Origin of the sequence: Paenibacillus marchantiae (assembly GCF_028771845.1) — a bacterium.
Classification (GTDB): domain Bacteria; phylum Bacillota; class Bacilli; order Paenibacillales; family Paenibacillaceae; genus Paenibacillus; species Paenibacillus marchantiae.
Genome location: NZ_CP118270.1, coordinates 1,327,907 through 1,353,071, shown reverse-complemented (window position 1 = coordinate 1,353,071; position 25,165 = coordinate 1,327,907). Strand labels below are relative to the sequence as shown.

The 25,165-nt window shown below is 42.7% G+C and carries 20 protein-coding genes, 1 tRNA gene and 1 other RNA gene; 4 read left to right on the top strand and 18 right to left on the bottom strand.

Going from position 1 to position 25,165, the window contains the following annotated elements:
• Positions 1–35: 35 nt before the first annotated feature.
• The 3 genes from PTQ21_RS06170 to PTQ21_RS06160 form a co-directional block, all read right to left on the bottom strand.
• Positions 36–1,211 carry a hypothetical protein gene (locus PTQ21_RS06170; RefSeq protein ID WP_274569152.1) on the bottom strand — a complete coding sequence of 392 codons (1,176 nt, stop codon included), beginning with the start codon at positions 1,209–1,211 and terminating at the stop codon, positions 36–38.
• A gap of 14 nt (positions 1,212–1,225) precedes the next feature.
• Positions 1,226–1,825 (bottom strand): hypothetical protein, encoded by a 600-nt coding sequence (locus PTQ21_RS06165; RefSeq protein WP_274569151.1) that lies wholly within the window; start codon positions 1,823–1,825, stop codon positions 1,226–1,228.
• A 477-nt stretch (positions 1,826–2,302) separates the two neighbouring features.
• Positions 2,303–3,274, bottom strand: coding sequence for a phage/plasmid replication domain-containing protein (locus PTQ21_RS06160; protein ID WP_274569150.1), 972 nt, complete (start codon positions 3,272–3,274; stop codon positions 2,303–2,305).
• Positions 3,275–3,706: 432 nt separating this feature from the next.
• Between PTQ21_RS06160 and PTQ21_RS31455 the strand changes: the two genes are divergently transcribed.
• Complete coding sequence (locus tag PTQ21_RS31455; protein ID WP_420800372.1) at positions 3,707–3,820, top strand: helix-turn-helix domain-containing protein; 114 nt, start codon at positions 3,707–3,709, stop codon at positions 3,818–3,820.
• Between the two features lie 97 nt (positions 3,821–3,917).
• Here PTQ21_RS31455 and PTQ21_RS06155 read toward each other — a convergent pair whose 3' ends face one another.
• Entirely contained in the window at positions 3,918–4,613 is a 696-nt protein-coding gene (locus PTQ21_RS06155) for a PaeR7I family type II restriction endonuclease (protein ID WP_274569148.1), read from the bottom strand.
• 23 nt (positions 4,614–4,636) lie between these two features.
• Positions 4,637–6,313 carry an Eco57I restriction-modification methylase domain-containing protein gene (locus tag PTQ21_RS06150; RefSeq protein ID WP_274569147.1) on the bottom strand — a complete coding sequence of 559 codons (1,677 nt, stop codon included), beginning with the start codon at positions 6,311–6,313 and terminating at the stop codon, positions 4,637–4,639.
• Between the two features lie 345 nt (positions 6,314–6,658).
• On the opposite strand from PTQ21_RS06150, the gene PTQ21_RS06145 reads away from it, so the two are divergent.
• The gene (locus tag PTQ21_RS06145; RefSeq protein WP_274569146.1) at positions 6,659–7,105 is read left to right on the top strand and encodes a hypothetical protein; all 447 of its coding nucleotides are present in this window, start codon (positions 6,659–6,661) and stop codon (positions 7,103–7,105) included.
• Positions 7,106–7,176: 71 nt separating this feature from the next.
• On the opposite strand, the gene PTQ21_RS06140 is transcribed toward PTQ21_RS06145, so the two are convergent.
• The 11 genes from PTQ21_RS06140 to PTQ21_RS06090 all read right to left on the bottom strand — a co-directional run bounded on the left by PTQ21_RS06140 (position 7,177) and on the right by PTQ21_RS06090 (position 21,230).
• Positions 7,177–8,292, bottom strand: coding sequence for a site-specific integrase (locus PTQ21_RS06140; protein WP_274569144.1), 1,116 nt, complete (start codon positions 8,290–8,292; stop codon positions 7,177–7,179).
• Between the two features lie 279 nt (positions 8,293–8,571).
• Positions 8,572–8,936: a transfer-messenger RNA gene (gene ssrA, locus PTQ21_RS06135) on the bottom strand.
• 618 nt (positions 8,937–9,554) lie between these two features.
• Positions 9,555–10,037 (bottom strand): SsrA-binding protein SmpB, encoded by a 483-nt coding sequence (gene smpB / locus PTQ21_RS06130; protein WP_024629496.1) that lies wholly within the window; start codon positions 10,035–10,037, stop codon positions 9,555–9,557.
• A 180-nt stretch (positions 10,038–10,217) separates the two neighbouring features.
• Positions 10,218–12,995 (bottom strand): ribonuclease R, encoded by a 2,778-nt coding sequence (gene rnr, locus PTQ21_RS06125; protein ID WP_274569141.1) that lies wholly within the window; start codon positions 12,993–12,995, stop codon positions 10,218–10,220.
• A gap of 451 nt (positions 12,996–13,446) precedes the next feature.
• Positions 13,447–13,680 carry a preprotein translocase subunit SecG gene (gene secG / locus PTQ21_RS06120; protein WP_024629498.1) on the bottom strand — a complete coding sequence of 78 codons (234 nt, stop codon included), beginning with the start codon at positions 13,678–13,680 and terminating at the stop codon, positions 13,447–13,449.
• A 220-nt stretch (positions 13,681–13,900) separates the two neighbouring features.
• Positions 13,901–15,187, bottom strand: coding sequence for a phosphopyruvate hydratase (gene eno / locus PTQ21_RS06115; protein ID WP_063566488.1), 1,287 nt, complete (start codon positions 15,185–15,187; stop codon positions 13,901–13,903).
• Positions 15,188–15,427: 240 nt separating this feature from the next.
• Positions 15,428–16,972: a 2,3-bisphosphoglycerate-independent phosphoglycerate mutase gene (gpmI, locus tag PTQ21_RS06110; RefSeq protein WP_063566489.1), complete on the bottom strand. Its 1,545-nt coding sequence runs from the start codon at positions 16,970–16,972 to the stop codon at positions 15,428–15,430.
• Positions 16,972–17,724: a triose-phosphate isomerase gene (gene tpiA, locus PTQ21_RS06105; RefSeq protein ID WP_063566490.1), complete on the bottom strand. Its 753-nt coding sequence runs from the start codon at positions 17,722–17,724 to the stop codon at positions 16,972–16,974. Before tpiA ends, gpmI begins: the two co-directional genes overlap by 1 nt.
• Positions 17,725–17,757: 33 nt before the next feature.
• Positions 17,758–18,939, bottom strand: coding sequence for a phosphoglycerate kinase (locus tag PTQ21_RS06100; RefSeq protein ID WP_024629502.1), 1,182 nt, complete (start codon positions 18,937–18,939; stop codon positions 17,758–17,760).
• Between the two features lie 149 nt (positions 18,940–19,088).
• Positions 19,089–20,096, bottom strand: coding sequence for a type I glyceraldehyde-3-phosphate dehydrogenase (gap, locus tag PTQ21_RS06095; RefSeq protein ID WP_024629503.1), 1,008 nt, complete (start codon positions 20,094–20,096; stop codon positions 19,089–19,091).
• Between the two features lie 108 nt (positions 20,097–20,204).
• A complete protein-coding gene (locus PTQ21_RS06090) occupies positions 20,205–21,230 on the bottom strand; it encodes a sugar-binding transcriptional regulator (protein WP_063566491.1) in 1,026 nt (341 codons plus the stop codon).
• A gap of 483 nt (positions 21,231–21,713) precedes the next feature.
• On the opposite strand from PTQ21_RS06090, the gene PTQ21_RS06085 reads away from it, so the two are divergent.
• Positions 21,714–21,788: transfer RNA gene (locus PTQ21_RS06085), tRNA-Arg, on the top strand.
• A 178-nt stretch (positions 21,789–21,966) separates the two neighbouring features.
• Entirely contained in the window at positions 21,967–22,563 is a 597-nt protein-coding gene (gene clpP, locus PTQ21_RS06080) for an ATP-dependent Clp endopeptidase proteolytic subunit ClpP (protein ID WP_063566492.1), read from the top strand.
• A gap of 285 nt (positions 22,564–22,848) precedes the next feature.
• Here clpP and PTQ21_RS06075 read toward each other — a convergent pair whose 3' ends face one another.
• Complete coding sequence (locus PTQ21_RS06075; protein WP_274569140.1) at positions 22,849–23,946, bottom strand: PdaC/SigV domain-containing protein; 1,098 nt, start codon at positions 23,944–23,946, stop codon at positions 22,849–22,851.
• A 371-nt stretch (positions 23,947–24,317) separates the two neighbouring features.
• Positions 24,318–25,073 carry an SIMPL domain-containing protein gene (locus tag PTQ21_RS06070; RefSeq protein WP_064641198.1) on the bottom strand — a complete coding sequence of 252 codons (756 nt, stop codon included), beginning with the start codon at positions 25,071–25,073 and terminating at the stop codon, positions 24,318–24,320.
• Positions 25,074–25,165 lie beyond the last annotated feature (92 nt).

Sequence of the window (25,165 nt, the reverse complement as noted above, 5' to 3'; positions counted from 1 at the left end):
GGCTACTTTTTTGATTGTTCAGGTTTGCACTTACATCATCTCCGTATCAGGTTTAGATATTTTTTCCCTTGAAGATATTTGTTGGTGATATCATAATGAGTGTATTGAATTTCGATACATTCTCTGTCTCCTGGTGTAATCCCCCAATCTGCAAGCGTATTTTCGAGCCTGTTACCTTTTAGCTCTTTTGATCGAGGTTCCCTAATAATTTTCTCGGCTTCTGATTTCACAAGATTTGAGGCTTCTTCATCTAATGAAACAACACCTACTTTTAGCTTAAATTTCAGATCATCCACAAAATAGCGTTTCAACATTCCATAAACACAAGCGATGTGCGTGGCAATACCATATATATTTTTCTTGTTATTTACATCAAAGATTAAGATTGTTATCGTGAAATAACAACCGCCATTTTCATCGTTATGTTGTTTCATTTGGACGATATAAATAAACGCTGTCAACATGCTGTCAATTGAATAGAAATCTAATCTTCTTTGTTTATTCGATAACTTAAACGGCATTGGGTCTTCATCGAGTTGGTTAGTAACCTCTTCCACTGCGTTCTCAGTAAATGAGAAATGGTTTCCTATCCCTTTGCCATATGTAGAATAAGATCCCTTTTTTAGACCCGCCTTTCGCTTAGACTTAACCAGTTGCAGGTCTTTAATAGCCCCTTTAAAATTACTCATATCCAGATGTTGCTTCAATGTACCCCAGTAGTTATTCATGTACTCCAAAGCTTGATTTTTATTAAACAATAATGCACTTTTGTCGCTCTCAAGAGTATCAACAATTGACTCCAGCGTTACTTCTAATTTTTTATTCTGGATTCGAGGAATAATTTTATCAAGTATATAGCAGTTTTTATATAGGCTAATAAGAATACGCTCGTTCGTATTCGATTTTGGGACAGCCCCTATTTGTTGGCTGTTCTGCTTTCCCTCAATATAGCGAATACCAAATTTTCTAAGCGTAAGCATGTGTAGTGAAGTAGTTTTGTTATATGCTGTAAAAGCCTCTTGTCTTATTATTTCCGCTGAAACCAGCTCATGAATATGGCCTAAGAAGACTGAGTACGTATTTGTTATTCCTAAAGCCTTCGCATATGCAAAGAGCTGTTTCATTACAATGACCTTATTTCCTAAACTATAAATGATACTCAAGTAAATCCTATGTTGCTGACATATCGCTTCTTTTTCGTTATTAGTCATTCTCCCGCCTCCTTCTAAACCCGTATTGTTTCATATTCACATTTCATAATCTCTACATATACTTCTTTCGACAGCAACTCTGTTACTCCGTAGTTGTTCGTAATCGATTCATAAACAACCTCTGCATTCTGGTCGTTAATATAAGAACCATCAGGAAACGACAGTAAACCCCTATCAAGCATCTGTTCATATCGATTAGCCTCTTCTACTCTGTTTATTTTTAATTGCTCTATCTTGCTTATGAATTGTTCCCTCAATTCGGATTCCGTCTTCCATGTACGTTGCTGTTCTTCAGGTAAGCTAAAATACTTTCTGGCTAATGCTAAATCATGCCTCGGACTTTGAGCGTGATAATGGTTATTCAAAGCCCATTGCTGTTTTGCAAGTTCTCTTCCGCCTTTGGTAAGCTTATAACACTCTTCTACTTGATTCCCCTGCTTATAACACACCTTTTCAACTAAGCCATCACGAACATAGTTTTTAAGTCTTGAGTCCGCAATTCCAACGCCGTTTAGCTGTTCTCTATTCGCATGCCCCACTCTGGACAATGCTGTAAATGCTAATCTGTCACGATTGAAGAATTGTGTGATATACGGTTTTGAACGTCTTGCCATTTGATGCACCTCCTCTTTTTCACTTTATTTTGGTATCAGGTAATTTGGATGGGCTGGTAACAGGACATGCATATTACCTGATACTTGGACAGTCAAGGACTGGACAACTTGCCTCTGTCTCTGCAAGAGACATTGGACAGCGGAGAGCTGTCCAAATGCCTTTAGGGGCGAAGTGAACGGCACTCCGTTCCAAAGTGAGCGGCAAAGCCCGAACGGTCGTCACAGGCGATTGTAACGGAGTGAATGGAGCTTCCAGTTGAACCAAACCCAACGGGTGAAGGTGAGACGGAAGACTCCCCGTGAACGAAGTCCCTCTTCCCGCTATTCCCTCATCCCGTTGCTACAATTCTATGAGATGTAGGAAAATCTTATTGATTTTGACGATCGCTCCATGTTTACGATACTGTACCACGTCCCTCTTTTTGCATATTGCATTATAGATACGAATCATTGAATTATTCATTAGAGTCCACTACGTTAACCAAAATAAAATGGATTCCGAATACACATATCTCGACTTAAAATTACCTCATCGTTTTTCTCCACAAGAAGCGGATTGATTCCCAATGCTTCTAATCTTTTTATATTCTCTTTGATTACATATGAGCTGTAGGCAGGTTTCAATTTGCATCCTGGTTTTTTCCTCTTTAATGACTTGATCCCATCGAAACCAAGCTTCATTACATCTGTAAGGAATTTTCTTACCTTTGTTTTTTCCTGCTCTTTCAATCCGCTTCGTTTTATTATTTTGAAAGCTTCAGCCTTCGTATAAAAATTACCAGAATGAAATATCGGCATAATATTATTCGCCATGTACTTAATCCAAAAATCGTGATTGAAGTAATTGCCCATTTTTTTGTCTAACCTATAATGTCTTTTCATGTAATTCAAATGCCGATTTAATAGACGTACTTCTACCCGTAAGACATCTTTTTCATATTTCTTTATGACTTTACATTTATCCTGACGCTCGGCTTCTTTATCATAGACACAGATAACAATCGATTTTGAATTGTAATACAAAGTCGTGCCGTATATATTTCTCTTCACCTTATATCCAAATCGATCAATCGACTTCTTCAAAAGATCTAACACAACCTGCCGCTCCGCAGCATCAGCAATTACGGCATCGAATCGATAGTCAATTCGGCAAAGCGTAAATTCCTTATCGTTTTCACCAAGAACAAAATAAAGATATGCATCCAGTGCTTTTTGAATAGTAGACAAATCGTTCTCCAAGACGATGCCTCTCCTTAACAATTGAACTACATCAATTGTCGTAAATAAGTACCATGTACCGAACTTAATTGTAATATCAGTATCGAATACTTCTTCAAATTGACCATCAATAATTTCATGCACCAACGCTATGTCCTCTTTAAATCTTCGCTTTACACCAACTACCTCTTCATCAGATAACTGCACAAAAAGTCTTGCCGTATGAATCATGTGGATACCAACTCCTTCTTTATAATAATTAAATTCAATTTCAAAAACAGCTTAAAGCCAATTGCCGCAAGGGATTTTCAGTATTTCAATTGCTATTTTTTTAGCGATCCGAACATCATTTTTTGTCCCTCAGACAGACCATTTTGAGGTCAAATTATATAATAGTCAGTCCGATGCCAATATTAATCAATTAACGGTGACTAATGCTGTCCAACAAAAAAAGATAACTCATAAATTTCAATCTGAGTTATCTGTAACAGTCGAACACTATCGAACCACTTTTTGGCCAAAACAACTTGCTTATCATTTATAGTAATGACATAAGGCTTACCACCAAGGAATAATAAACGGGAGTGATATAAAGTGGAGAAAAATTATGAATTGCTGACAGTTGACGAGGCGAGAAGCATCCTACGGGTCGGGAGAAATGTTATGTATGATCTGATCAATAACGGTGGCGTACCACACGTTAAGATAGGTAAACAAAACAGGATACCGAGAGCTGAACTCGAACTATGGATCGAACAACAAATTATCACTTCATAAAAAAAAACCCTCCATACGTGGGTTTTTTTCACATGTCAATGCCACTCTGATAGCATTGACAGTTCTCATATGCATTTGTCGATCCGCTGTGCTCATTTTACTGATTTGCAACAATATGACCTACCAATGATCGGACAAGTAGTTCTATTGATAAATCTTGATTAGGCGTACGATATTCCCCATGATTATCAATATCTGAAATTATAAGAGCACATTTATCATATAATTGTTCTTGAACCATCTTTACCATAAAAAGCTCAGCCCGTTCTTCGTAATTAGCAGGTTTCTTAGTCCTTGGAAACTCCATATATTCCTCAAGTGGCTTGAATAGCATTCCTTTTCGATCTAATCCACCTTTATTTTTAACATGGTCACTCATCACATATATATATCCCAAAAATGGACGAGATACACCAAAAGCACCATGCTCAAATGCTTTTAATAAATCATAACTGCTACCAACAGCTTCCTCTGTTCTGTTATTAAGATTATTTCCTACTGAACCATGCATTGACTTGAATTCAATAACTGCGAGGAGTTTTTGAGATCCGTCTGAGTACCTTTTAAGGACAACCATATCCCAATCTTTTGACATTCTAAAGTAACCAGGAAGTTTAGCTGATCTCCCCATTACAATCTCACCCTCTGAAATGCCGTTCAAATCTAAAATATACCTTAACATATCTGAAAATCCATCCATTGTCTGACCATTAAGAACTCCATTAGTTCTTACACCCCAAAATGCTTTTAAGGCTTCCTGAGTCATAATTTGAATCTCATTTGCTTCTGGCATCCACAAATCAAAGCCACCTCATTTTATTGGACGAGATCTTGTATGATTAGCAATTCCTCGTCACTCAAATTAAACAAGCGTTGTGCAATATGATCAATCCCTACAAAATCTTTTTCTTGATGAAGTCTCTTTAGATTATACACATCATTTTCAGATACATCGGAAGGAAGTCGAATTTTTTTTAGATACTGTGCTTGATATCTCAAATAATCTCCACGCATTTTTGTGGCATAGGACCAAACAAAAAACTTCACTACCGAACTGACCAAAATTGCTTGTAATGCATCGATATCCCACGAACCCGCTGTAACATAGTAAAGACTATGTTCTGGATAATATTCGCCTTTATCTTTAACAATCAAATTCTTGGATTTAATGTCTGGTATAAGTAATTTTTGTTGTTCTAACCTTTCAGGAAAGATTCGATCAATTGTCTTGTACCATTTGGTAGGATTACTTTTAGCTGTACTTCTTGATTTTAGAAGTTCCTCATGCTTAATAAGATGTTTTTTTAATTTGGGATAATCATCAAGACTAACCAACGAGCCATCCTCAAGATATGGGTTTATCACATAATACCCTCGCCATTCAATAATCCCCTTGGCAATGTCATCTTTTGTAACTACTGGAAGGAGGATATCTGGCTCGATATCAATTTTATTTGGATTAATAACGTAGACATCTTTAGCACCAGTAGCTACTCCAATACCTACGTGGATAAAATGTGGTGCATCCGTTATTACTGGGTGCTCTTTTTCCAATTTATTTAAAATTAACTGTGCATTTTTCCCATTAAGAATCCATGGATCTGTTCCTTTAAACCATTCATCTATTTTATGTGTCTCCACATCTCCAGTGGTAGGTTGTTTTCCATATAGCAAATAATTTTTTGCTGTATCTAAATAAGAGTTCGTTACACAATCCATCCTTAATGTTCTACCTGCCCCTCGCTGGGCATTTTCAATTGTAAAAATACATGGGTAGGCTGATACTTCCTCCACGAATGGTTGCGAATTATGAATATCCATGAAATGTAATACCCGAAAATTATCATTTATGAAATTACGAATCTTTTTACCATATTGGTTTTTCGTAAATCGATCAGTGCATATAAAATTTAATTTACCACCGCTATCTAACATCTCAAGGCTATGCTCTATGAAGGCTACATATATGTCTGCTCGATCAAAGAGTGTCTTGTACAGATTTCGATACTTCTTCTCTAATCCATCTTCTACGTTTTCAATTCTTATATATGGTGGATTTCCAACAATGTAGTTATATCTTTGAACTACTGGCTTGTTCCAAAGCAAAAAATTTTCATTAATAACCCACTCTTTTACTAATTTCTCGCTAACATTATCCGACAAGCCTCTATTACATAAAAGTTTTTTGAAATTATCACATAATGTAGAATATTTATTGGAATCGATTTCGATCGATGTTATTGCTTTAGAAAGTATACTAAAGATCTTTTTATCATTACTGAATACTTCTTTCCCATGATGATGTTCTGTAGAATCTAATAGACGATCAACAGCCTCTACTAAAAACGCACCCGCTCCAGTTGAAGGTTCAAGTAAGGATTGGTCAAATAAAGGCTTATCAATTGTGTAACCCACTAAATCAAGAATGAGAGATACGATTCCAGGCTTTGTATAATAAGACCCACTCCGTTTTTTGTCTATTAATTCAAGCAAAATGTTACCCCTTTCGTTTCACTAAATGGCTTTTCTCTTACATGTTATTTTACCACATGACAGACTGTCTAATACTAACTTTCAACACTTACGAATGATATGTGAAGATCGTGTTAATGCTTAACAAAAATTCTTATTTCCTTTTTATCCGACTCGTTAAACGGTGTTTTTGATTCAATCTGAAGTAACGGGCGGATAGTAAAAGAGGAATTATTAACGGAAGTATAGCCGTAAGAGTATTACCTGTCGGTAAGACACTTAAACAACAAAAAAATATGTTATTATGGTTGTTAAAATAGACGAAATCCACTAATTAGGGAAGATGTGATGTAGATAAGTTGGTCAGTGTTAGGTTTTGGGAAACATGAAGGTAAAACCTTACCGCAAGTTTTATTTACTGATCCTGACTGGTTTTACTGGGCTTATGAAAACGATGTACTAAAAGGGAAAATTACCCAGATTGAAATACAGAGTGTGTACGAAAAATCCCGCAATATCAAGATAACTCAAAAAGACCATCATGCTGAGTTTGTCTTTGATGGTATTCGAGGAGTTTTTACTGACCTGAAATTAGTTCCATTTGATAGACCACGACATGTCGGAACAAGCAAGACTCAGCGTCTGAACAAGATAGATATGGCTTTGATTCGTTATGCAAAAGAATATGATAAGCTGGGATACAATTTGTTGATTCCCATTCTGAAAGAAATGTTGTTTGGAAAAAGTAATGCTCGCATTTCAAAAAATAGGGCTGAAGAGTTCTTTAACAATCCAGATAACTTTGTAAAATAAAATCAAGGTATCGACATGAAGTAAGGGTCGAATAAAAATAAAAACCCTCCAGAAATGGAGAGTCAATTTTTTTACGCATGCAATGCCGCAGTCATAGCGGTGATAGTTTTCATATGCGTTTTGTCAAATCTATGTGTATAAATTTTTGTCGTCGTAGCTATATCTGAATGGCCCAAAAGCTCTGAGATTGCTTTCAAATCAACGTTTTGATCATATAAAATACTGGCCACTGAATGTCTCAAATCATGAAATCTAATCGGAGGCAGATCATTCTTTTTCAAGAACGCTTTAAATTGCTCAGTAATAGTGTTAACCCTGTATAACTCACCATTGTCTTTCGTGTAGACATAATCTAAATCCACGTATTCGCTTTTTAAGATGCTCTTAAAATAATTTTGTTTTTCTTTATGTCTGGTTAATACTTCAAACAACTCATCGGGAATAAATAGTTTTCGCTTACTCTCTTCCGTCTTAGGCCGTTTAATAACCACCTGTTTACCTGCGGAGGTTCGAACTTCAACAATGTTGATAATCCGATTGGCGAAATCAATATTTTCCCATTTCAGTCCAATAACTTCTTCTCTCCTGAGTCCCAAATACCCTGCCAGACATACTGCTACTTCTAATTTTTCATCACGTACTTTTTTAAACAATTCTTTTAGCTGTAGTGTAGTATACGACTTACCTTCAAACCTTTTCTTCTTAGGAAGCTCAACAGCGTCAGCTACATTTCGATGTACAAATTGTTGTTTCAAACCAAAGTTAAGGCATTTTCGCAAACACGCATGATGCTTAATAACTGTATTTGCCGATAGGCCTTTTACATTCATTAGAAAATTGTAATACTGCTGAATATGAATAGGTTGCAGACTTTGCAATTCAAGCTCCTTGAAATAGGGAATAATATGTTTATTTATTATATTATTGTACCCATATTTTGTAGTTTCTTCACATTTGTGCTTAACGTAATTCTCCATCCAGTATTCAATAAATTCGGCCAAAGTCATTTTATTCGAAGTAACCAACAGATTACGTTGCTTATTATAATTAAACTCCGTTAGAGCTTTTTCAGCCTCCTCAAGAGTTTTATAAGTCTTGTAACGTCTATCTCTTTCACCATTAATAGTTCCATGATCAAATGTTGCTCTATACTTACCTTTTTCCGTTTTAATAATACCTTTCATCATTTTTAACGCCACCTTTTTGTCTTATTGATATAAACAATTTAGAGCTAAAACATACATTCGTAAATAGCAAAACTGTCGAACCTCGTTCAATAACGACCGTACAGGAGTTCTGTATTTAGTTACAAATTATCATAAGGAAAGATATTGTAACAATAAAAACCCAGTAGCCAAAAAGGCTACTGGGTTAATAAAGATCCAATTAAAAATATTGATATGGCTACTAAATGGCTACAACTTTAGATAAGAAAAGCTAAAACCCGCTCACAGAGCGGGTTTTCAGTATGGAGGCGAGGGGAGTCGAACCCCTGTCCGAAGATAACGACACATAAGCTTCTACGGGTGTAGTCACAGTTTTGATGTCACCCGAGTATCGCCCCGTAACCGGCTATACGTTGGGTCAGCCTGATTGTCTTCTTCAGCACACCCCAGGCGGAGATGTGACAGCGTATCCCACTACTTGTTAGCCCCTAATCCTGTCACATGGGCGATGCAGGTTAGAAGCACGCACACAGTTTCTTAGGCTGCGAAAGCGTAGTTTGTTTGTTGTTTGCCGTTTAATAGGCTTTAGCGTTGATGAAGTGGACGCGTCCCCACTACCCGCTACCCATGCTCGAACTATCCCCGTCGAATCCATAAACGCCCCCTCATATAAGAAGGGCTCCAGGATTAATCCGTGAATACGGAGCAAAGGTGCTGCACATCTTTTTCCCTCCAAGGTAAAAAGATGCTTCTTTCAAACTCGGCATTCCTGCTACAAGAACATCATAACACAGGAACATTCACCGATATAGTACAGATTGCTGGAAGACGTTCCAACAGGCTGAGCAACTACGCATGTTATCCAACACACATATGATGCTCAAGCGTCTACATATTATACCGCGTCCCTTAAGGGAAGTAAAGTTGAGTACCGAAGTGCAGACAATTCATGAGCATGAACAGCTTTTATTAACTATCTTACCCACGATCCGAACAAGCTACGCAGCCATCTGCAATAACTCCATCAACCTTTCCAATAAACCATACAGCTTCACCTGACCCATACTAACAATTTCTATTAGACAGGTTACATGGCAAACTGTTGTATATCATATCAGATCTGGCACAAAAATCTGACACCCTTTTAACAAGAAACCTCTAATCAGATCAAAAAAATCCCAAGCTCTACCCAACTAAGGGTAAAACCTGAGATCCTTATTTCTAAAATAACCCGCCTATCACTAACTAACTTACCATGAGCAAATCAACACATAGCAACCCAATCAACGAGCAACCTTCTGCTTCTCGCGAAGTACCCGTTGAATATCACGTTGTGCATCGCGTTTTGCAGCAGACTCCCGTTTATCATACTGCTTCTTACCTTTACCCAGTCCGAGCAATAGCTTCGCATACCCGTTACGAATATAGATCTTCAGCGGTACTATGCTGTATCCATCCTGCTTCGACAGCCCTAGAAGCTTGTGGATCTGCACTTTATGCATCAACAGCTTGCGCGTACGTGTTGGATCAATTGGATTATGACGGTTCCCTTGTTCAAAAGGACTAATATGCATATTGTGAATATGAATCTCACCGTTCCGAATCGTGGCAAATGCATCGCCAATATTCGCACGGCCGTTACGAAGAGATTTAATCTCCGTTCCGGTAAGCACCATGCCCGCTTCATACGTATCTTCAATGAAGTAGTCATGGGAAGCCTTTTTATTCTGTGCAAGCACTTTACTCTGTCCATCATTCTTGCCCATGTCCTCACTCCTTCTCCGTAAAATAAGCCGGTACCTATGCTCTACAGCAGCGCACCATACATTTTCTCAGGTACCACATGCCAGACCTTAATTGTAGCAAGGACCGCTGTTAAAATCAAGAAAGAGGCGGTCTGCGCCGCCCCTTCCCATTACACTCATTTCATGCTCAGCGAAACGCGATTACTTTTTCTTCTTCCGTACAAAAGCCGCCGTTCCGTTGGCTGGTGCGCCTTTACTCTTCTTGCGCTTACGGCGTGGTGCGCCGCCTTCCTGAACACCACCCGGTGTAGCTCCTTCTCCGATAAACACACCGCTAGGTGAGGTGTTTTTGCGTCCACTACCGCCTTTGCCACCTTTACCTCCGCCTTTACCGGATTTGAAGCTACCTTCACCGCGACTGCTGCCGCTGTTCAGAGCATTCCCTTGTCCACTAGCTGAAGTGCCTTCCTGGCCACCTGCGGTAGAGCTATAACCACCTTTGCCCGAGCCAAAACCAAAGCTTACCGCTCCCTTGCTCCGGCCCGCTGATCCGCCGATATCTCCAGCACGACGCTCACCTCTCGGTTTGCCGCCACCTTTGCCACCCGCGCTTCCTGCTGTGTTCGAAGCTCCGCTACGACCGCCACGTCCGCCTTTGCTGCTCTCATCGGCAGATCTGCCCCCACGGCTGCCTCCAGCACCAGTTGGGGCGCCTTTACCACCACGCGAGCCACTGAATCCACCGGAACCACTCTTCGCACCACCGCGTGCTCCGCCACCAGCAGGACGTCCACCTTTACCACCACGTCCACCGCTGAAACCACCTGGACGTTCGCCGCGAGGTTTCATATCAACCATTTCAAAGTCAATCGTGTACTCTTCCATGCTCACACGCGCCACTCGAATCTTCACCTCATCACCGATGCGGAAGACTTTGGAGGTGCGTTCGCCAATCAGAGCCATATGTTGGTCGTCAAAATGGTAATAGTCGTCTGTGAGCGCACTCAGGCGAATCAGACCCTCTACCGTATTTTCCAGTTCAATGAACATACCGAAGCTGGTAACACTGCTGATCATGCCTTCGAACTCTTCGCCGACCTTATCAAGCATATACTCGGCTTTCTTCATTTTCTCTGTATCGCGCTCAGCTTCAACCGCCACTCGCTCGCGTTCCGAAGACTGTTGCGCAATATCGGCCATACGTCCAGCCAAATACTCCTGACGGTTCTCAGGCAAAGCCCCATTGTTCTCAATCACTTCCCGAATAACACGGTGAATGACGAGGTCGGGATAACGACGGATCGGTGATGTGAAGTGACTGTAGAACTCTGCCGCCAGACCAAAGTGACCAGACATCTCAGAATCATACTTCGCCTGTTTCATGGAACGCAGCATCATTGTACTAATAACGGTTTGTTCTTTCGTTTCTTTGATATCCTCAAGAAGGGATTGAAGCGCCCGTGGATGAATCGCGTTGCCACGTCCTTTGACGTGGTGTCCGAAATTCGCCGCAAAGGCGAGAAAATTTTGCAGTTTTTCCTGATCTGGATCTTCATGCACACGATAAATGAACGGAACCTTCAACCAGTGGAAATGCTCTGCTACCGTTTCATTGGCTGCCAGCATGAATTCCTCAATGATTTGCTCCGCAATCGAACGCTCCCGTTTCACGATATCGACTGGTTTGCATTCTTCATCCACGATGATTTTGGATTCTTCAAAATCAAAGTCAACCGCACCGCGGCGCATACGCATCGCACGAAGCTTCAAAGCAATCTCTTTCATCAAGTGGAAATCATCCACTAGGTCCTTGTAACGCTCCAACAATTCAGGCTCTTCACCTTCAAGAATTTTACGAACGTTGGAATACGTCATCCGCTCTTTGGTCTTGATAACACTTGTGAAAATGTCGTGTTTCACAACCTTCATCTGGTCGTTGAACTCCATCTCACAAGACAGGGTCAAGCGGTCTACCTGCGGGTTCAAACTACAGATCCCGTTGGACAACCGTTGCGGAAGCATCGGAATAACACGGTCCACCAGATACACGCTGCATCCCCGATTGTACGCTTCCTGGTCCAGCTTCGAGTTCTCCTGCACATAATAGCCTACATCGGCAATATGAACGCCCAGACGATAGTTACCGTTAGGTAGTTTCTCCACATTGACAGCGTCATCGAGATCCTTCGCGTCTTCGCCATCAATCGTAACGATATTCAACCCACGCAGATCGCGGCGACCTTGCTGGATAATTTCTTCTTCCGTAATGGCATCCGGTGCTTTTTCGGATTCTTCCACCACTTCATCCGGGAAAGCTTCAGGCAGCTGATGTTTACGGATCACTGACAAAATATCAATGCCCGGTTCATCCTTATGACCGAGAATCTCGATCACTTCACCTTCTGCTGCTGCCCGGCCCTCTGGATAGCTGACGATTTTCGCAACAACTTTTTGCCCATCAACAGCTCCATTAAAGTTCGTCCGTGGGATGAAGATATCCCGGTTAATCCGCTTATCGTCCGGAATGACGAAGCCATAAACCTCGTGGCTTTGGAATACACCGACCACTTGCGTGACCGCACGGGTAACAATACGGACAATCTCGCCTTCCAAACGCCCACCGGAAGGACCTTGAGAAGTCACTTTAACAAATACCGTATCTCCGTTCATCGCGCTTTTCATATCATTGGCATGGATGTACACATCCGGGTGTTCCCGATCCTCAGGGATGAGGAAAGCAAACCCCTTCGCATGAGCCTGCAAACGTCCGCGCACCAAATCCATACGTTCTGGCATGCCGTAGCGGTTATTGCGAGTCAGCAAGACTTTGCCGGATTCCTCCAACGTATTAAGCATAATTAAAAAGGCTTTGAAATCAGCCGCGTCTTCAATCTCGAAGTGCTGTTCCAGTTCCTGATAAGTCATCGGTTTATAAGCGGTATCCCGCATGAAGTCGAGCAATTGTTGTTCTGTTATCATTAATATTCACCTCGGGAAACATAAAAGTGTAATCTTGTTTCATCTCTCTATGTATCAGAAACCTTACAAATAGAAAAGCCATTTAACTCAGGCCTCACTATCTCATACCCTAGTATACACGAATTCAATCCGGCGCATCCGTACCCTGCAAAATAAACCAAGCATGCATGGCCCCTTGCATAACCGCGCTTTCATGCATCATAACAGCATTTATGCTACATGTGTTTTGCTCTCGAAAAGACAGAAAAGAATCGGCCCAGAACAGGGCGAATATGTAGGAAGGTAACCGAACGGAAGTGAGAAGAAATCGAAGATCAGAATCATGTAGTTCATTGGAAAAGACTGGTCATGAATGAATTTATTAAAAAACCTCCGTTTCTTCTCGAAACGAAGGTTAATCATTCAAGCGTTCCTGCTCGAAACTATCGCGTTACATAAGGCACTCCAACTCTTACTTGGAGACAACCGTAACGATGATAGACAAAATGAAGAATCCTGCACCCAGTACAACTGTTGCACGTTGCAGGAAAAGATCCAGTCCGCGCGCTTTCGTTTTACCGAAAAGATGTTCCGCACCACCGGAGATGGCACCCGCCAAACCAGCGCTTTTCCCGTGCTGCAGCAATACTACAGTGATTAGACCGATCGAAAACACCACGAGCAGCAATTTCAAAGCAATATCCATTCTTTCCACCTCCTACCCATGTGGGCATAACATCTCACCATAAAAACAGTTACTTTAATTGTAACACAGCTATTAACGTGATACAAGTAGTGGCATTTCCTCAATTACTGAGATATAGCCAACATTTTCAACCCTTTTAATCTTCTTTAGTAATTAAAATCAACTTAATAAAAAAGGCAAGCCGGTTACCCGGCTTGCCCATGAGTTGTCGTAAGACAACTTATTTTTTGAGGTTGTAGAAACCTTTGAGACCATTGTATTGAGCCAGTTCGCCCAGTTGATCCTCGATGCGGAGCAATTGGTTGTACTTCGCGATACGGTCTGTACGGGAAGGAGCACCCGTTTTAATTTGACCCGCGTTTGTTGCAACAGCGATGTCAGCGATTGTGCTGTCTTCGGACTCACCGGAACGGTGGGAGATTACAGCAGTGTATCCTGCACGTTTAGCCATTTCGATTGCATCGAATGTTTCAGTCAATGTACCGATTTGGTTAACTTTGATCAGGATGGAGTTACCGATACCTTGTTCGATACCTCTACCCAGACGCTCTGTGTTCGTTACGAACAGGTCATCACCAACGAGTTGTACTTTGTCTCCCAATTTCTCAGTGAGCAATTTCCAACCATCCCAGTCATCTTCGGACATACCGTCTTCGATTGTGATGATTGGGTATTTCTCAACCCATGAAGCCAGAAGGTCAACATACTCAGCGGAAGTGTAAGATTTACCTTCGCCAGCAAGTGTGTACTTACCATCTTTGTAGAACTCAGTGGAAGCTACGTCCATACCCAGGAATACGTCAACGCCTGGTTTGTAACCTGCTTTTTCAATAGCTTCAATGATTGTAGTGATTGCTTCTTCGTTCGAACCAAGGTTCGGTGCGAAGCCGCCTTCGTCACCTACAGCTGTGTTCAGACCTTTGGAGCTCAGTACGGATTTCAGGTTGTGGAAGATTTCCGCTCCTACGCGAAGAGCTTCTTTGAAGCTTGGTGCTCCAACTGGAAGAACCATGAACTCTTGAACGTCGATGTTGTTGTCAGCATGCTCACCACCGTTGATGATGTTCATCATTGGTACTGGCAGTACTTTAGCGTTGAATCCGCCCAGGTAAACGTACAATGGCAGATCCAAAGCGTCAGCAGCTGCGCGAGCTACAGCCATGGATACAGCCAGGATTGCGTTAGCACCCAGTTTACCTTTGTTTGGCGTACCATCCAAAGTAATCATCAATTTGTCGATACCCAGTTGATCCAATGCATCCATACCGATTACTTCTGGAGCGATTGTTTCGTTTACGTTCTTAACAGCTTGCAGAACGCCTTTACCCAGGTAACGGGATTTGTCGCCATCGCGAAGCTCAACAGCTTCGTGGGCACCAGTAGATGCACCAGATGGAACGATTGCGCGTCCGATTGCGCCGGACTCCAGGTATACTTCAACTTCAACTGTAGGGTTACCGCGGGAGTCAAGGACTTCGCGAGCGTACACGTCAGAAATAATAGTCATGAGTGATAATCTCCTTTTAATTTGGAATTTTATTTTAATACGTTCAGAATAGTTGAGTTTCACCAGGCCACTCCGCATGCAGTACCGTCTTCCGATCGCTGTTATCCCCTGATTTCTTTGAACTTGTTTTTATAAGTTGAAATCATGTGATAAAGGCGAACGCTTCGCTTCTACAGATCGGTTCTGCCCGCTTCGTTAAGGTTCAACTTAGGCCTTATTCAATAACCTATTAAAATTATATTATTTACGGGTAGCGATGACAGATGTACCTGTCATTTCAGCCGGTTTAGGCAATTGCATCAGGTCAAGAATCGTTGGAGCGATATCCGCGAGGATTCCGCCTTCACGCAGGGTAACGTTAGCATCTGTAACGATGAGTGGAACCGGATTCGTTGTGTGAGCAGTGAACGGACGTCCTTGCTCATCGAACACCATATCCGCGTTACCATGATCCGCAGTAATCAGCACAACGCCGCCTTTAGCGAGAACTGCATCCACAACACGGCCCATGCATTCGTCTGTTACTTCTACTGCCTTAATGGTAGGCTCCAGCATGCCGGAGTGTCCAACCATATCAGGGTTAGCGAAGTTCAGAATAATGGCGTCATGTTTGTCTGCTTCAATCTCACGAACACATGCGTCAGCTACTTCATACGCGCTCATCTCCGGCTGCAAGTCGTACGTTGCAACTTTTGGTGAGTTGATCAGCACGCGTGTTTCGCCCGGAAGCTCAACATCACGGCCGCCGCTGAAGAAGAAGGTTACGTGCGGGTATTTCTCGGTTTCTGCAATACGCAATTGTTTCTTGTTGTTCTGTACCAGAACTTCACCCAGCGTGTTGTCGAGGTTTTTAGGCGAGTAAGCCACGTAACCTTCAACGGTCTCGCTGAACAAGGTCAGGCACACGAAGTGCAAGCCCACAGGGAACTTCGGACCGCGGTCGAAACCACGGAAATCCTGGTTCGTGAATACTTGCGACAGTTGGATCGCACGGTCAGGACGGAAGTTGAGGAAAATGACGGAATCGCCGCTCTCCACCAAACCTACCGGCTGGCCATCCGCTTTAACGATAACCGTTGGTTCAACGAATTCGTCAAATACGGATTTTTCATACGATTCTTCAACTGCTTTGAGTGGATCAGTGTATTTTGGTCCATCACCATAAACGATGGCACGATATGATTTCTCAACACGTTCCCAACGTTTGTCACGGTCCATCGCATAGTAGCGACCTTGAACCGTTGCGATTTGTCCTACACCGACTTCCTCGATTTTGGCAATCAGCTTCTGCATGAACTCTTTACCGCTATCTGGCATAACATCACGGCCATCCATGAAAGCATGAATGTATACGTCATTCATTCCTTCTTTTTTGGCGAGATCCAGCATAGCGAACAAGTGGTCGATGTGACTATGTACGCCGCCATCGGACAACAAACCATACAAGTGAAGCTTTTTACCGCTTTGTTTCGCTTCGCGAACAGCTTTAACGAGTGTCTCATTGTCGTAAAATTCACCGTCACGAATCGATTTGGAGATACGAGTCAAATCCTGGTATACGATCCGGCCGGCACCAATATTCAGGTGACCTACCTCGGAGTTCCCCATTTGCCCTTCAGGCAAACCTACCGCTTCACCGCAAGCAGTGAGAGTTGTGTGTGGGAATTGGCTCATAAAACGGTCATAGTTCGGTTTCTTGGCTTGCGCTACCGCGTTGCCTTCCACCGTGTTACGAAGACCAAAGCCGTCCATAATGATCAGTGCTACAGGTTTTGGAGCTGTCATTACTTCGCCCCCTCAACAAGCGCGATGAACGAAGCCGGTTGCAAGCTGGCACCGCCAACAAGCGCGCCGTCGATGTCGCTTTGTCCGAGGTATTCTGTTACGTTCTCAGGTTTAACACTGCCGCCGTATTGAATACGAACTGCATCTGCTACCTTTTGGTCGTACAGATCCTTCACCAGCGTACGAATGTAAGCAATAACTTCATTCGCATCTTGGGAAGTAGAGGATTTGCCTGTACCAATCGCCCAGATTGGCTCATAAGCGATAACCACTTGTGCAGCCTGATCTGCGGACAGACCTGCAAAAGCAGCTTCCGTTTGCACTTTGCACACGTCTTTCGTTTGATCAGCTTCGCGCTCTTCAAGCGTCTCACCAAGACAAAAGATTGGAGTCAATCCGTGACGGAATGCTGCATGCAACTTTTTATTGACAGTCTCATCGGTTTCCGCAAAATATTGACGGCGCTCCGAGTGACCAATAATGACGTAATCCACACCCAGGTCTTTCAGCATCACGCCGCTGATTTCACCTGTGAATGCACCGTTGTCTTCAAAATGAAGATTTTGTGCACCAATTTTGATGTTTGTGCCTTTAACGGCTTCTACCAGGGATGGCAGATTCGTAAACGGTGCGCAAATAACAGTCTCTACGCCTTCAACTTCCGCTTTTCCTTTAACTTCCTGAATGAAGTCATTGGATTCGGAAACCGTTTTGAACATTTTCCAGTTACCTGCGATAATCGGTGTTCTCATGGTTTTCAACTCCTTCATGCTATAGCTTAAAGCTTACTTGTCGTTCAATGCAACTACGCCAGGAAGCACTTTGCCTTCCATGAACTCGAGCGATGCACCGCCACCTGTAGAGATGTGGTCCATTTTGTCAGCCAATTTGAACTTCTCAGCTGCTGCTGCGGAGTCACCACCACCAATGATGGTGTATGCTTCTGTCTCTGCACAAGCTTCAGCAACCTCACGTGTACCGTTAGAGAAAGGCTCAATTTCGAATACGCCCATTGGTCCGTTCCATACAACCAGCTTGGAGTTTTTGATCACTTCAGCATAGATTGCACGAGTTTTCGGTCCGATGTCCACGCCTTCCCAGTCTGCAGGGATGCCGTCGATACCAACGATTTGTGTGTTTGCACTTGCACTGAAGTCGTCAGATACAACGATATCTACCGGCAGGTAGAAGTTTTTGCCCAATTTTTTCGCTTTTTCAATGAAACCAAGAGCAACGTCCAGTTTGGAATCATCCAACAGAGATTGTCCGATTTCATGTCCTTGTGCTTTGAAGAACGTGTAAGTCAGGCCGCCACCGATGATTACGTTATCTGCAATGTTCAACAGGTTGTCGATCACATCGATTTTGTCTTTAACTTTGGAACCACCGATGATTGCTGTGAAAGGACGCTCAGGGTTGGAGATTGCTTTGCCCAACACTTCAAGTTCTTTTTCCATCAAGAGACCGGATACTGCTGGCAACAAATGAGCGATACCTTCTGTCGAAGCGTGTGCTCTGTGAGCTGCGCCGAATGCATCGTTAACGAATACGTCAGCCAGTTCAGCAAATTGTTTTGCCAATTCAGGATCGTTTTTCTCTTCGCCTGCGTGGAAACGAACGTTCTCAAGCAACAATACGTCGCCATTGTTCAGTTCAGCGATTTGAGCTTTTACTGTTTCGCCAACGGAATCATCCGCTTTAACGACTTTTTTACCGAGCAATTCGGACAAACGCTCAGCAGCTGGAGTCAAACGCATGGATTCAACCACTTCGCCTTTTGGACGGCCCATGTGGCTTGCCAAAATAACTTTAGCGCCTTTTTCGATCAAGTAGTTGATCGTAGGAAGCGTGGCACGAATACGTTTGTCATCTGTAATTTTACCATCTTCGAGCGGCACATTAAAATCTACACGGACAAAAGCCCGTTTTCCTGTCAATTCGATATCGCGTACACTTTTTTTGTTCATCTGTATTTCCTCCGCACCCATGTATTTGGTGGACCAATCAAGAGCTGAAATCCCTTGTCAATCCTGGTGTTTTTGAGAAATTTGCAAAATGTTGATATATAAAGAGCGGAAACAATAGCATCTGTTTCCGCTCTATGTTATTGCAGATATTACTTAATCATTTTTGCAAAGTGCTCCAAAGTGCGAACCAGTTGAGCAGTGTAGGACATTTCATTGTCATACCAAGCTACAGTTTTAACCAATTGTTGGTCGCCAACAGTCAGAACTTTAGTTTGAGTTGCATCAAACAGGGAACCGAAAGTGATACCTTGGATATCGGAAGATACGATTTCGTCTTCAGTGTATCCGAAAGTTTGTGGATCGGAAGCTTCTTTCATAGCTGCGTTAACTTCTTCAGCAGTTACTTTTTTGTTCAAAACAGTTACGAGCTCAGTCAGGGAACCAGTAGCTACTGGCACACGTTGAGCTGCACCGTCGAGGATACCTTGCAGTTCTGGAATAACCAGACCGATTGCTTTAGCAGCACCAGTTGTGTTAGGGATGATGTTTTCAGCTGCTGCGCGAGCACGACGGAAGTCACCTTTAGGGTGTGGAGCATCCAAAGTGTTTTGGTCGCCAGTGTAAGCGTGAATTGTAGTCATCAAACCTTGAACGATTCCGAATTTGTCTTGCAGTGTTTTTGCCATAGGTGCCAGGCAGTTTGTTGTGCAAGATGCGCCGGAGATTACAGTTTCAGTACCGTCGAGGATTTCATGGTTTACGTTGTAAACGATGGTTTTCATGTCGCCAGTAGCTGGTGCGGAGATAACAACTTTCTTAGCTCCACCTTTCAGGTGTTTCTCAGCTGCTTCTTTAGTTGTGAAGAAACCAGTACATTCCAGAACGATATCTACGCCCAGGTCGCCCCAAGGAAGTTCTTCTGGGTTACGGTTAGCCAATACTTTAACTTCTTTACCGTTCACTTTGAAGAAGCCATCGTGTACTTCAACATCGCCATCGAAGCGACCTTGAGTTGTATCATATTTGAGCAAATGAGCCAGCATTTTAGCATCAGTCAAGTCGTTGATTGCTACTACTTCAATGCCCTCTACATTTTGAATACGGCGGAATGCCAAGCGTCCAATACGTCCAAAACCGTTAATACCTACTTTAATCATGAGTAAGTTCCTCCCAAGTTTTGATTAATTTTTTTTATGAAACTTATATATTCAAGACAGACCGTGAAGTCCGTAAAGACAACAATGGTTGTGGTGAAAAGTAAACTCTTATTCCATTTCGGCAACGATGACTTCGGCAGCAGCCTCGTCAATAATCAGAATATCTTCCTGGCCAAATCGCAGCACGGAGTGAATAGCAGCAGCTTTGCTTTTGCCACCTGCAATTCCGATCACGACATCGGTTCGTTCAATATCCTGGAGTCGCATGCCCAGCGTAAGCATGGTGTGTACCACCTCACCCTGATCATTAAAGTAATAACCGAAGGATTCAGATACGGCCCCTTGCGCCTGAAGTTCATCTATGATCTCTGTCGCAAGTTTACGGCGCCGTGCCATCTCTACGGCATCACCGATTCCATGAATGACGATCCGCGATTTTCGAATCAGCTGCAGAATCTCCTGAACACTTGGGTCCTGGATTAGTGATTCGTAGGCATGATCACTAAGCAAATCCGGTACATGCAGGAGTTTGTATTGGGCCCCTACCCGTTTTGCCATCGTGGATGCAATCGTATTGGCCTGAATTTCGAGGCTTTCTCCCAGCCCACCGCGTGCCGGCACAAACCAGACACCTTTCAGCGATGTTGGCGGAGTCAGTTGCTCTGCAACTCCAGCCGTTGTTGAACCGCCAGTTACGGCGACAACATCGTTATCAGTCATAATATTACCCAGAGCCTTCGCTCCGGCTCTACCCAGTTCCCGTTTGGCAAATGGAGAAATGTCCGAATCACCAGGAACCACAACTACCTTTTGCAGACCGTAGGCTTGCTTGATGCGCTCTTCCAGTTCGGATAATCCGAACAGCTCTTTGGCGACGGGTTCCAACTGCTGCAGCAATTCATGCCCTGCCTCACTGATCTTCATGCCTGCACTGTCAATTTCAATAAGTCCCTGAGCCTTTAACAAATCGGTTTCAGCCCTCAGAACCCGCTCGGTCATCTGCATGGAATTAGCTAACGTTCTTCGTCCGATCACATCCGATAACATGATCTGGTGCAGAATCGTATACCTCTTCTTCAAGACATCCATGAGATCAGGCAGAAGCTGCTTTTGCACTTCTAAAATCGTTCGCATGCTTTCCACTCCCGCAAGCTTCTCGTTCCAAGCTTTCTTTCATGGCCCCAAAACGTCCCGGGTTAACTTTTTAAGTCCCACGTCTATTCTACCTAAAACTGACGTGACATGCAAGTGTTTCGAAGCGTTAAATCGACACGTTTCAGGCGTTTGTACGCGCTTATTTTCACAATGTCAATCTACTATGATCGAGAACAACCTGTTCGACACCATATATAGAAGCAAAGTAAAATTCTCATCTACATATTGCTTGCTATGGTTTTTCATATGGCATGTCCAAAACCTCTTTTAGCATTTACCTATTTGCGCTCTTTATCCACTTATTTTCATCATGATCAATTTCAGGGTATTCCAAACCAAAACAGCGAACATCAGCTTGCAATTAAATTACTCATGAGCTATAATCATTATTGCTGTCACATATTTGAAGCTTCTATTTCAAAACTGCTTTTATGCAACTATGTTTGCAGCAATAATCAATGTGCGCCCGTGGTCCAATGGATATGACGTAGGCCTCCGAAGCCTGAGATCCAAGTTCGATTCTTGGCGGGCGCGCCATTCTTAATTAGTAGCTCATAACACTCTTAACCAATGAAACCGAATAGGTTTCTTTTTTTTTCAAACTTAGTTTGACTTTCTTTGACTTTTTGTTTGGAATTGTTTATGATGTGGGTAATACGGTAACAGTTTATATATAACACCAATTAACATTTACATTTCTGAGGAGGTTTTTCACGTGAGTTATATTCCAATGGTCGTTGAACAGAGCAACCGCGGTGAGCGCGCCTATGACATCTATTCCAGATTGCTGAAGGATCGTATCATCTTCCTTGGCAGTGATGTAAATGACGTTGTGGCGAATTCCATCATGGCACAGATGTTGTTCCTTACTGCGGAAGATCCGGAGAAAGACATTCACTTATACATCAATAGCCCAGGCGGCTCCATTACAGCCGGTATGGCGATTTACGATACTATGCAATTCATCAAACCGGATGTATCTACCATCTGTGTAGGTATGGCGGCTTCGATGGGTGCATTCCTGTTGAATGCAGGTGCCAAAGGTAAACGTTTTGCATTGCCTAACAGCGAAATCATGATTCACCAACCACTTGGTGGTGCGCAAGGTCAAGCTTCGGACATCGAAATTCGTGCCCGCCGCATCCTGAAAATGCGTGATACGTTGAACCGCATCATCGCTGAGCGCTCAGGCCAACCGCTGGAGCGTATTGAGAAAGATACAGATCGTGACTACTTTATGAGCGCTGCTGAAGCTGCCGATTACGGTATCATCGATAAAGTTATTGAAAACGTAGGTTCCCAAGGCATCTAAGCCGAGGCGAATCGCCAATTAAACGGATAAACCATATATCCAACTCAAACGGCAACGCCCAGTTGAGTTGGATATATGAAAAAAGGACGCTCTCGTCAATATGACGAGGGCGTCCTTTTTTTGAAGATAATTTAAAAGTGCATGATACATATTTAATTGATTCACTTTAACTCTCATAGCGTTACGCTAGCAATAAGCCCAACACTAATACTAAAGATACATTTACGAACCGAGCATACGCATACGCTATTAGCCATCATTTCAACGAAATGAAAATCTAATACTTTACTTGTTTGCTGTTAAGCCACTGAACGGCTCTGTGCCTTTAGGAAGCAACTCTTTGTATGTGAACGGAAATTCTGGGAAGCCTTCCGCATAAGCTGTATACTCATACAACTGGAAGAATACAACTACACCTGTTGGTGTTACATAGAAATCCTGATCTTTATTCAGGCCTTTATAGCCTTCAAGGTAACCACCGCTAGCTTTAAGCTGATCTCCGACTTTTTTGCTTACTGTCTGACGCACAGTTTTGTTATTTTGAATTACATCATCCAGACTCAATTCCTTGCCGGAATCCAGAGCAAAGGTGTGACCTGAACGGAAAGTCATGCCATGTGCACCTGCATAGTCCTGATAACTTTGCGTAATGAGTCCAAGCACACCATTTTCGTTGTATGTCACGACATAAGAACTCTCAAATGCATATGGACGGTTCGCTGCTGCGTCACCAAATTCCTTAGTTTGTTTTTTGAGATCTGCTACAAAAGCATCGACTTCATCTTTCAGCACCTTGTTGATAGCTGCTTCTGCTTTATCGTTAGCCAGTCCGCTAACCTGAGGATATTGAATATCGACTTCAGCGTTCTTGATGCTGACTTTCACTGTTGCCGCTTTGACTGTCACGCTATTTTGCTTCACTTTGCTCAGCGTCAGTGTCTTGGCTTTGCCATCCCAGTTGCCCTGAACACCCAAATAATCTCTCATTGCAGAAAACGGAATATACAATCGGCCATTGATCAGCTTCGCTTCCACTTGTGGATAGTAGTTATTAATTCTAACACTCGGTGCCCCATCAATCAGGCTGATGGTCATCGTATTATTAGCTGCCGTTAAGGAGTACTCCTTAGCCTTTGCATCATATTTCAAGCTTCCACCTGCAACATCTTTCACTGCGGTAAGCGATACCCAAGTGGAGCCACCTTGAAGGAGCCCTTTTTGAGTAAGAGTTTTGCCCCCCGACTTCAGAGTTACCTCAGTAGGTGTTGTCACTTTCGTGGATACTGAAGCTGCCTGTACAGAACTATCCTGCCATACAGCCCCGCTCCCCACAATAATTCCTGCCGCCAGTAGTGCACTAGTCCATTTTTTCCATGATGTCATATATAAAACTCCTCTCTCGAATTCAAATTTGAGTGTCATTGCGTATGTATCCTGATTTGATCGTATGCCTCATACGCTCACCTCTTTATTATAATTAACCCAATTGCGGAAAGGTTTACAGCTCCAGTTACAATGTTGTTCGATCCAGATGTCTATAATGAAGGTTTTGTTACGAACAAATGGACAAAAAAGATACCAAAAACCAGCAATTCATTTCGTCATATTTCACCTCTTCTTTCCAAACTTCATCAAAGTGCGCCTTTATAACAAAAAAGACGCTGTCCGATGGACAACGTCTTTGTCATTATTGCCTTTCGCCCGCTCAAGCATATTTTTTAACGGACATCCAGCTTTTATTTACTTTACTTCACTTATTTCATTTCATAAGTAATATTCAGCGTTGTGCTTACTTTAACCTGTCCTGTTTCAATTTCTGTGCTACCAGCAGAATCAGCTGTTGCTTTGGACATCAAAGCCTCACTTGCATAGAACACAGGTACATTGGCGTCACCTTGGCTCACGGAGAGAACAGCACCCAGTTGACGTTTAACCGCTTTTGCAATAGCTCCAGCTTTTACATCAGCATTAGCAACAGCTTTTTCAATTACCTGAGCTTCAAAGCTCTCCGGTTTTTCTACCGTAAAACGTACATTTTCAATATTGTTGGCACCAGCTTGGGATGCAGCATCCAGGAGTTCACCAATCTTGTCCATCTCCCGGTAAGTTACAGTCAATGTGTGATGAGCTGTGTACCCTTTGATCTTCTGTCCGTCTTTTTCACTATACGTGTAGTCAGGCTGTACGTAGAACTGGCTGGTTTGAATATCATCCGCACTGATTTTCCACGTACTTTTCAGCAGATTGCTAACCTTTTGAATTTTCGCTGCATTCGCTTTTTGCGCAGAGGCTGCGGTATCTGCCGTACTGTTCACTCCAATGGAAAGATAAGCGATGTCAGGCTTCACCTGAATCTCACCTGTACCCACAACGTTAATCACGTTTTGCTGTACCCCCTGTACCTCAGCAGCATATGCATAGTTACTAGGTGCCACCCAAGCAGTACCTCCTACTAGCAATGTACCTGCGACCATCACCGCGCCCAGCGGTTTCATCCATAATTTACCCATTACGTTAGCCTCCTTAAGTTTTAACATCACAAACTCAAATCGATTTGATACCTAACAGACGGGCTTAATTCCATAATGTTGCACTTGACAGT

Excerpts from the sequence above, each read along its gene's own strand:
- tpiA (WP_063566490.1), bottom strand. The coding sequence starts at position 17,724 with ATGAGAACACCGATTATCGCAGGTAACTGGAAAATGTTCAAAACGGTT.
- PTQ21_RS06070 (WP_064641198.1), bottom strand. The coding sequence starts at position 25,073 with ATGGGTAAATTATGGATGAAACCGCTGGGCGCGGTGATGGTCGCAGGT.
- smpB (WP_024629496.1), bottom strand. The coding sequence starts at position 10,037 with ATGGGCAAGAATGATGGACAGAGTAAAGTGCTTGCACAGAATAAAAAG.
- gpmI (WP_063566489.1), bottom strand. The coding sequence starts at position 16,972 with ATGACAGCTCCAAAACCTGTAGCACTGATCATTATGGACGGCTTTGGT.
- PTQ21_RS06100 (WP_024629502.1), bottom strand. The coding sequence starts at position 18,939 with ATGAACAAAAAAAGTGTACGCGATATCGAATTGACAGGAAAACGGGCT.
- eno (WP_063566488.1), bottom strand. The coding sequence starts at position 15,187 with ATGACTATTATTTCTGACGTGTACGCTCGCGAAGTCCTTGACTCCCGC.
- secG (WP_024629498.1), bottom strand. The coding sequence starts at position 13,680 with ATGGATATTGCTTTGAAATTGCTGCTCGTGGTGTTTTCGATCGGTCTA.
- PTQ21_RS06090 (WP_063566491.1), bottom strand. The coding sequence starts at position 21,230 with ATGCGAACGATTTTAGAAGTGCAAAAGCAGCTTCTGCCTGATCTCATG.
- PTQ21_RS06160 (WP_274569150.1), bottom strand. The coding sequence starts at position 3,274 with ATGATTCATACGGCAAGACTTTTTGTGCAGTTATCTGATGAAGAGGTA.
- gap (WP_024629503.1), bottom strand. The coding sequence starts at position 20,096 with ATGATTAAAGTAGGTATTAACGGTTTTGGACGTATTGGACGCTTGGCA.
- PTQ21_RS06165 (WP_274569151.1), bottom strand. The coding sequence starts at position 1,825 with ATGGCAAGACGTTCAAAACCGTATATCACACAATTCTTCAATCGTGAC.
- PTQ21_RS06155 (WP_274569148.1), bottom strand. The coding sequence starts at position 4,613 with ATGCCAGAAGCAAATGAGATTCAAATTATGACTCAGGAAGCCTTAAAA.
- PTQ21_RS31455 (WP_420800372.1), top strand. The coding sequence starts at position 3,707 with ATGTATGATCTGATCAATAACGGTGGCGTACCACACGTTAAGATAGGT.
- PTQ21_RS06075 (WP_274569140.1), bottom strand. The coding sequence starts at position 23,946 with ATGACATCATGGAAAAAATGGACTAGTGCACTACTGGCGGCAGGAATT.
- rnr (WP_274569141.1), bottom strand. The coding sequence starts at position 12,995 with ATGATAACAGAACAACAATTGCTCGACTTCATGCGGGATACCGCTTAT.
- PTQ21_RS06170 (WP_274569152.1), bottom strand. The coding sequence starts at position 1,211 with ATGACTAATAACGAAAAAGAAGCGATATGTCAGCAACATAGGATTTAC.
- PTQ21_RS06140 (WP_274569144.1), bottom strand. The coding sequence starts at position 8,292 with ATGATGAAAGGTATTATTAAAACGGAAAAAGGTAAGTATAGAGCAACA.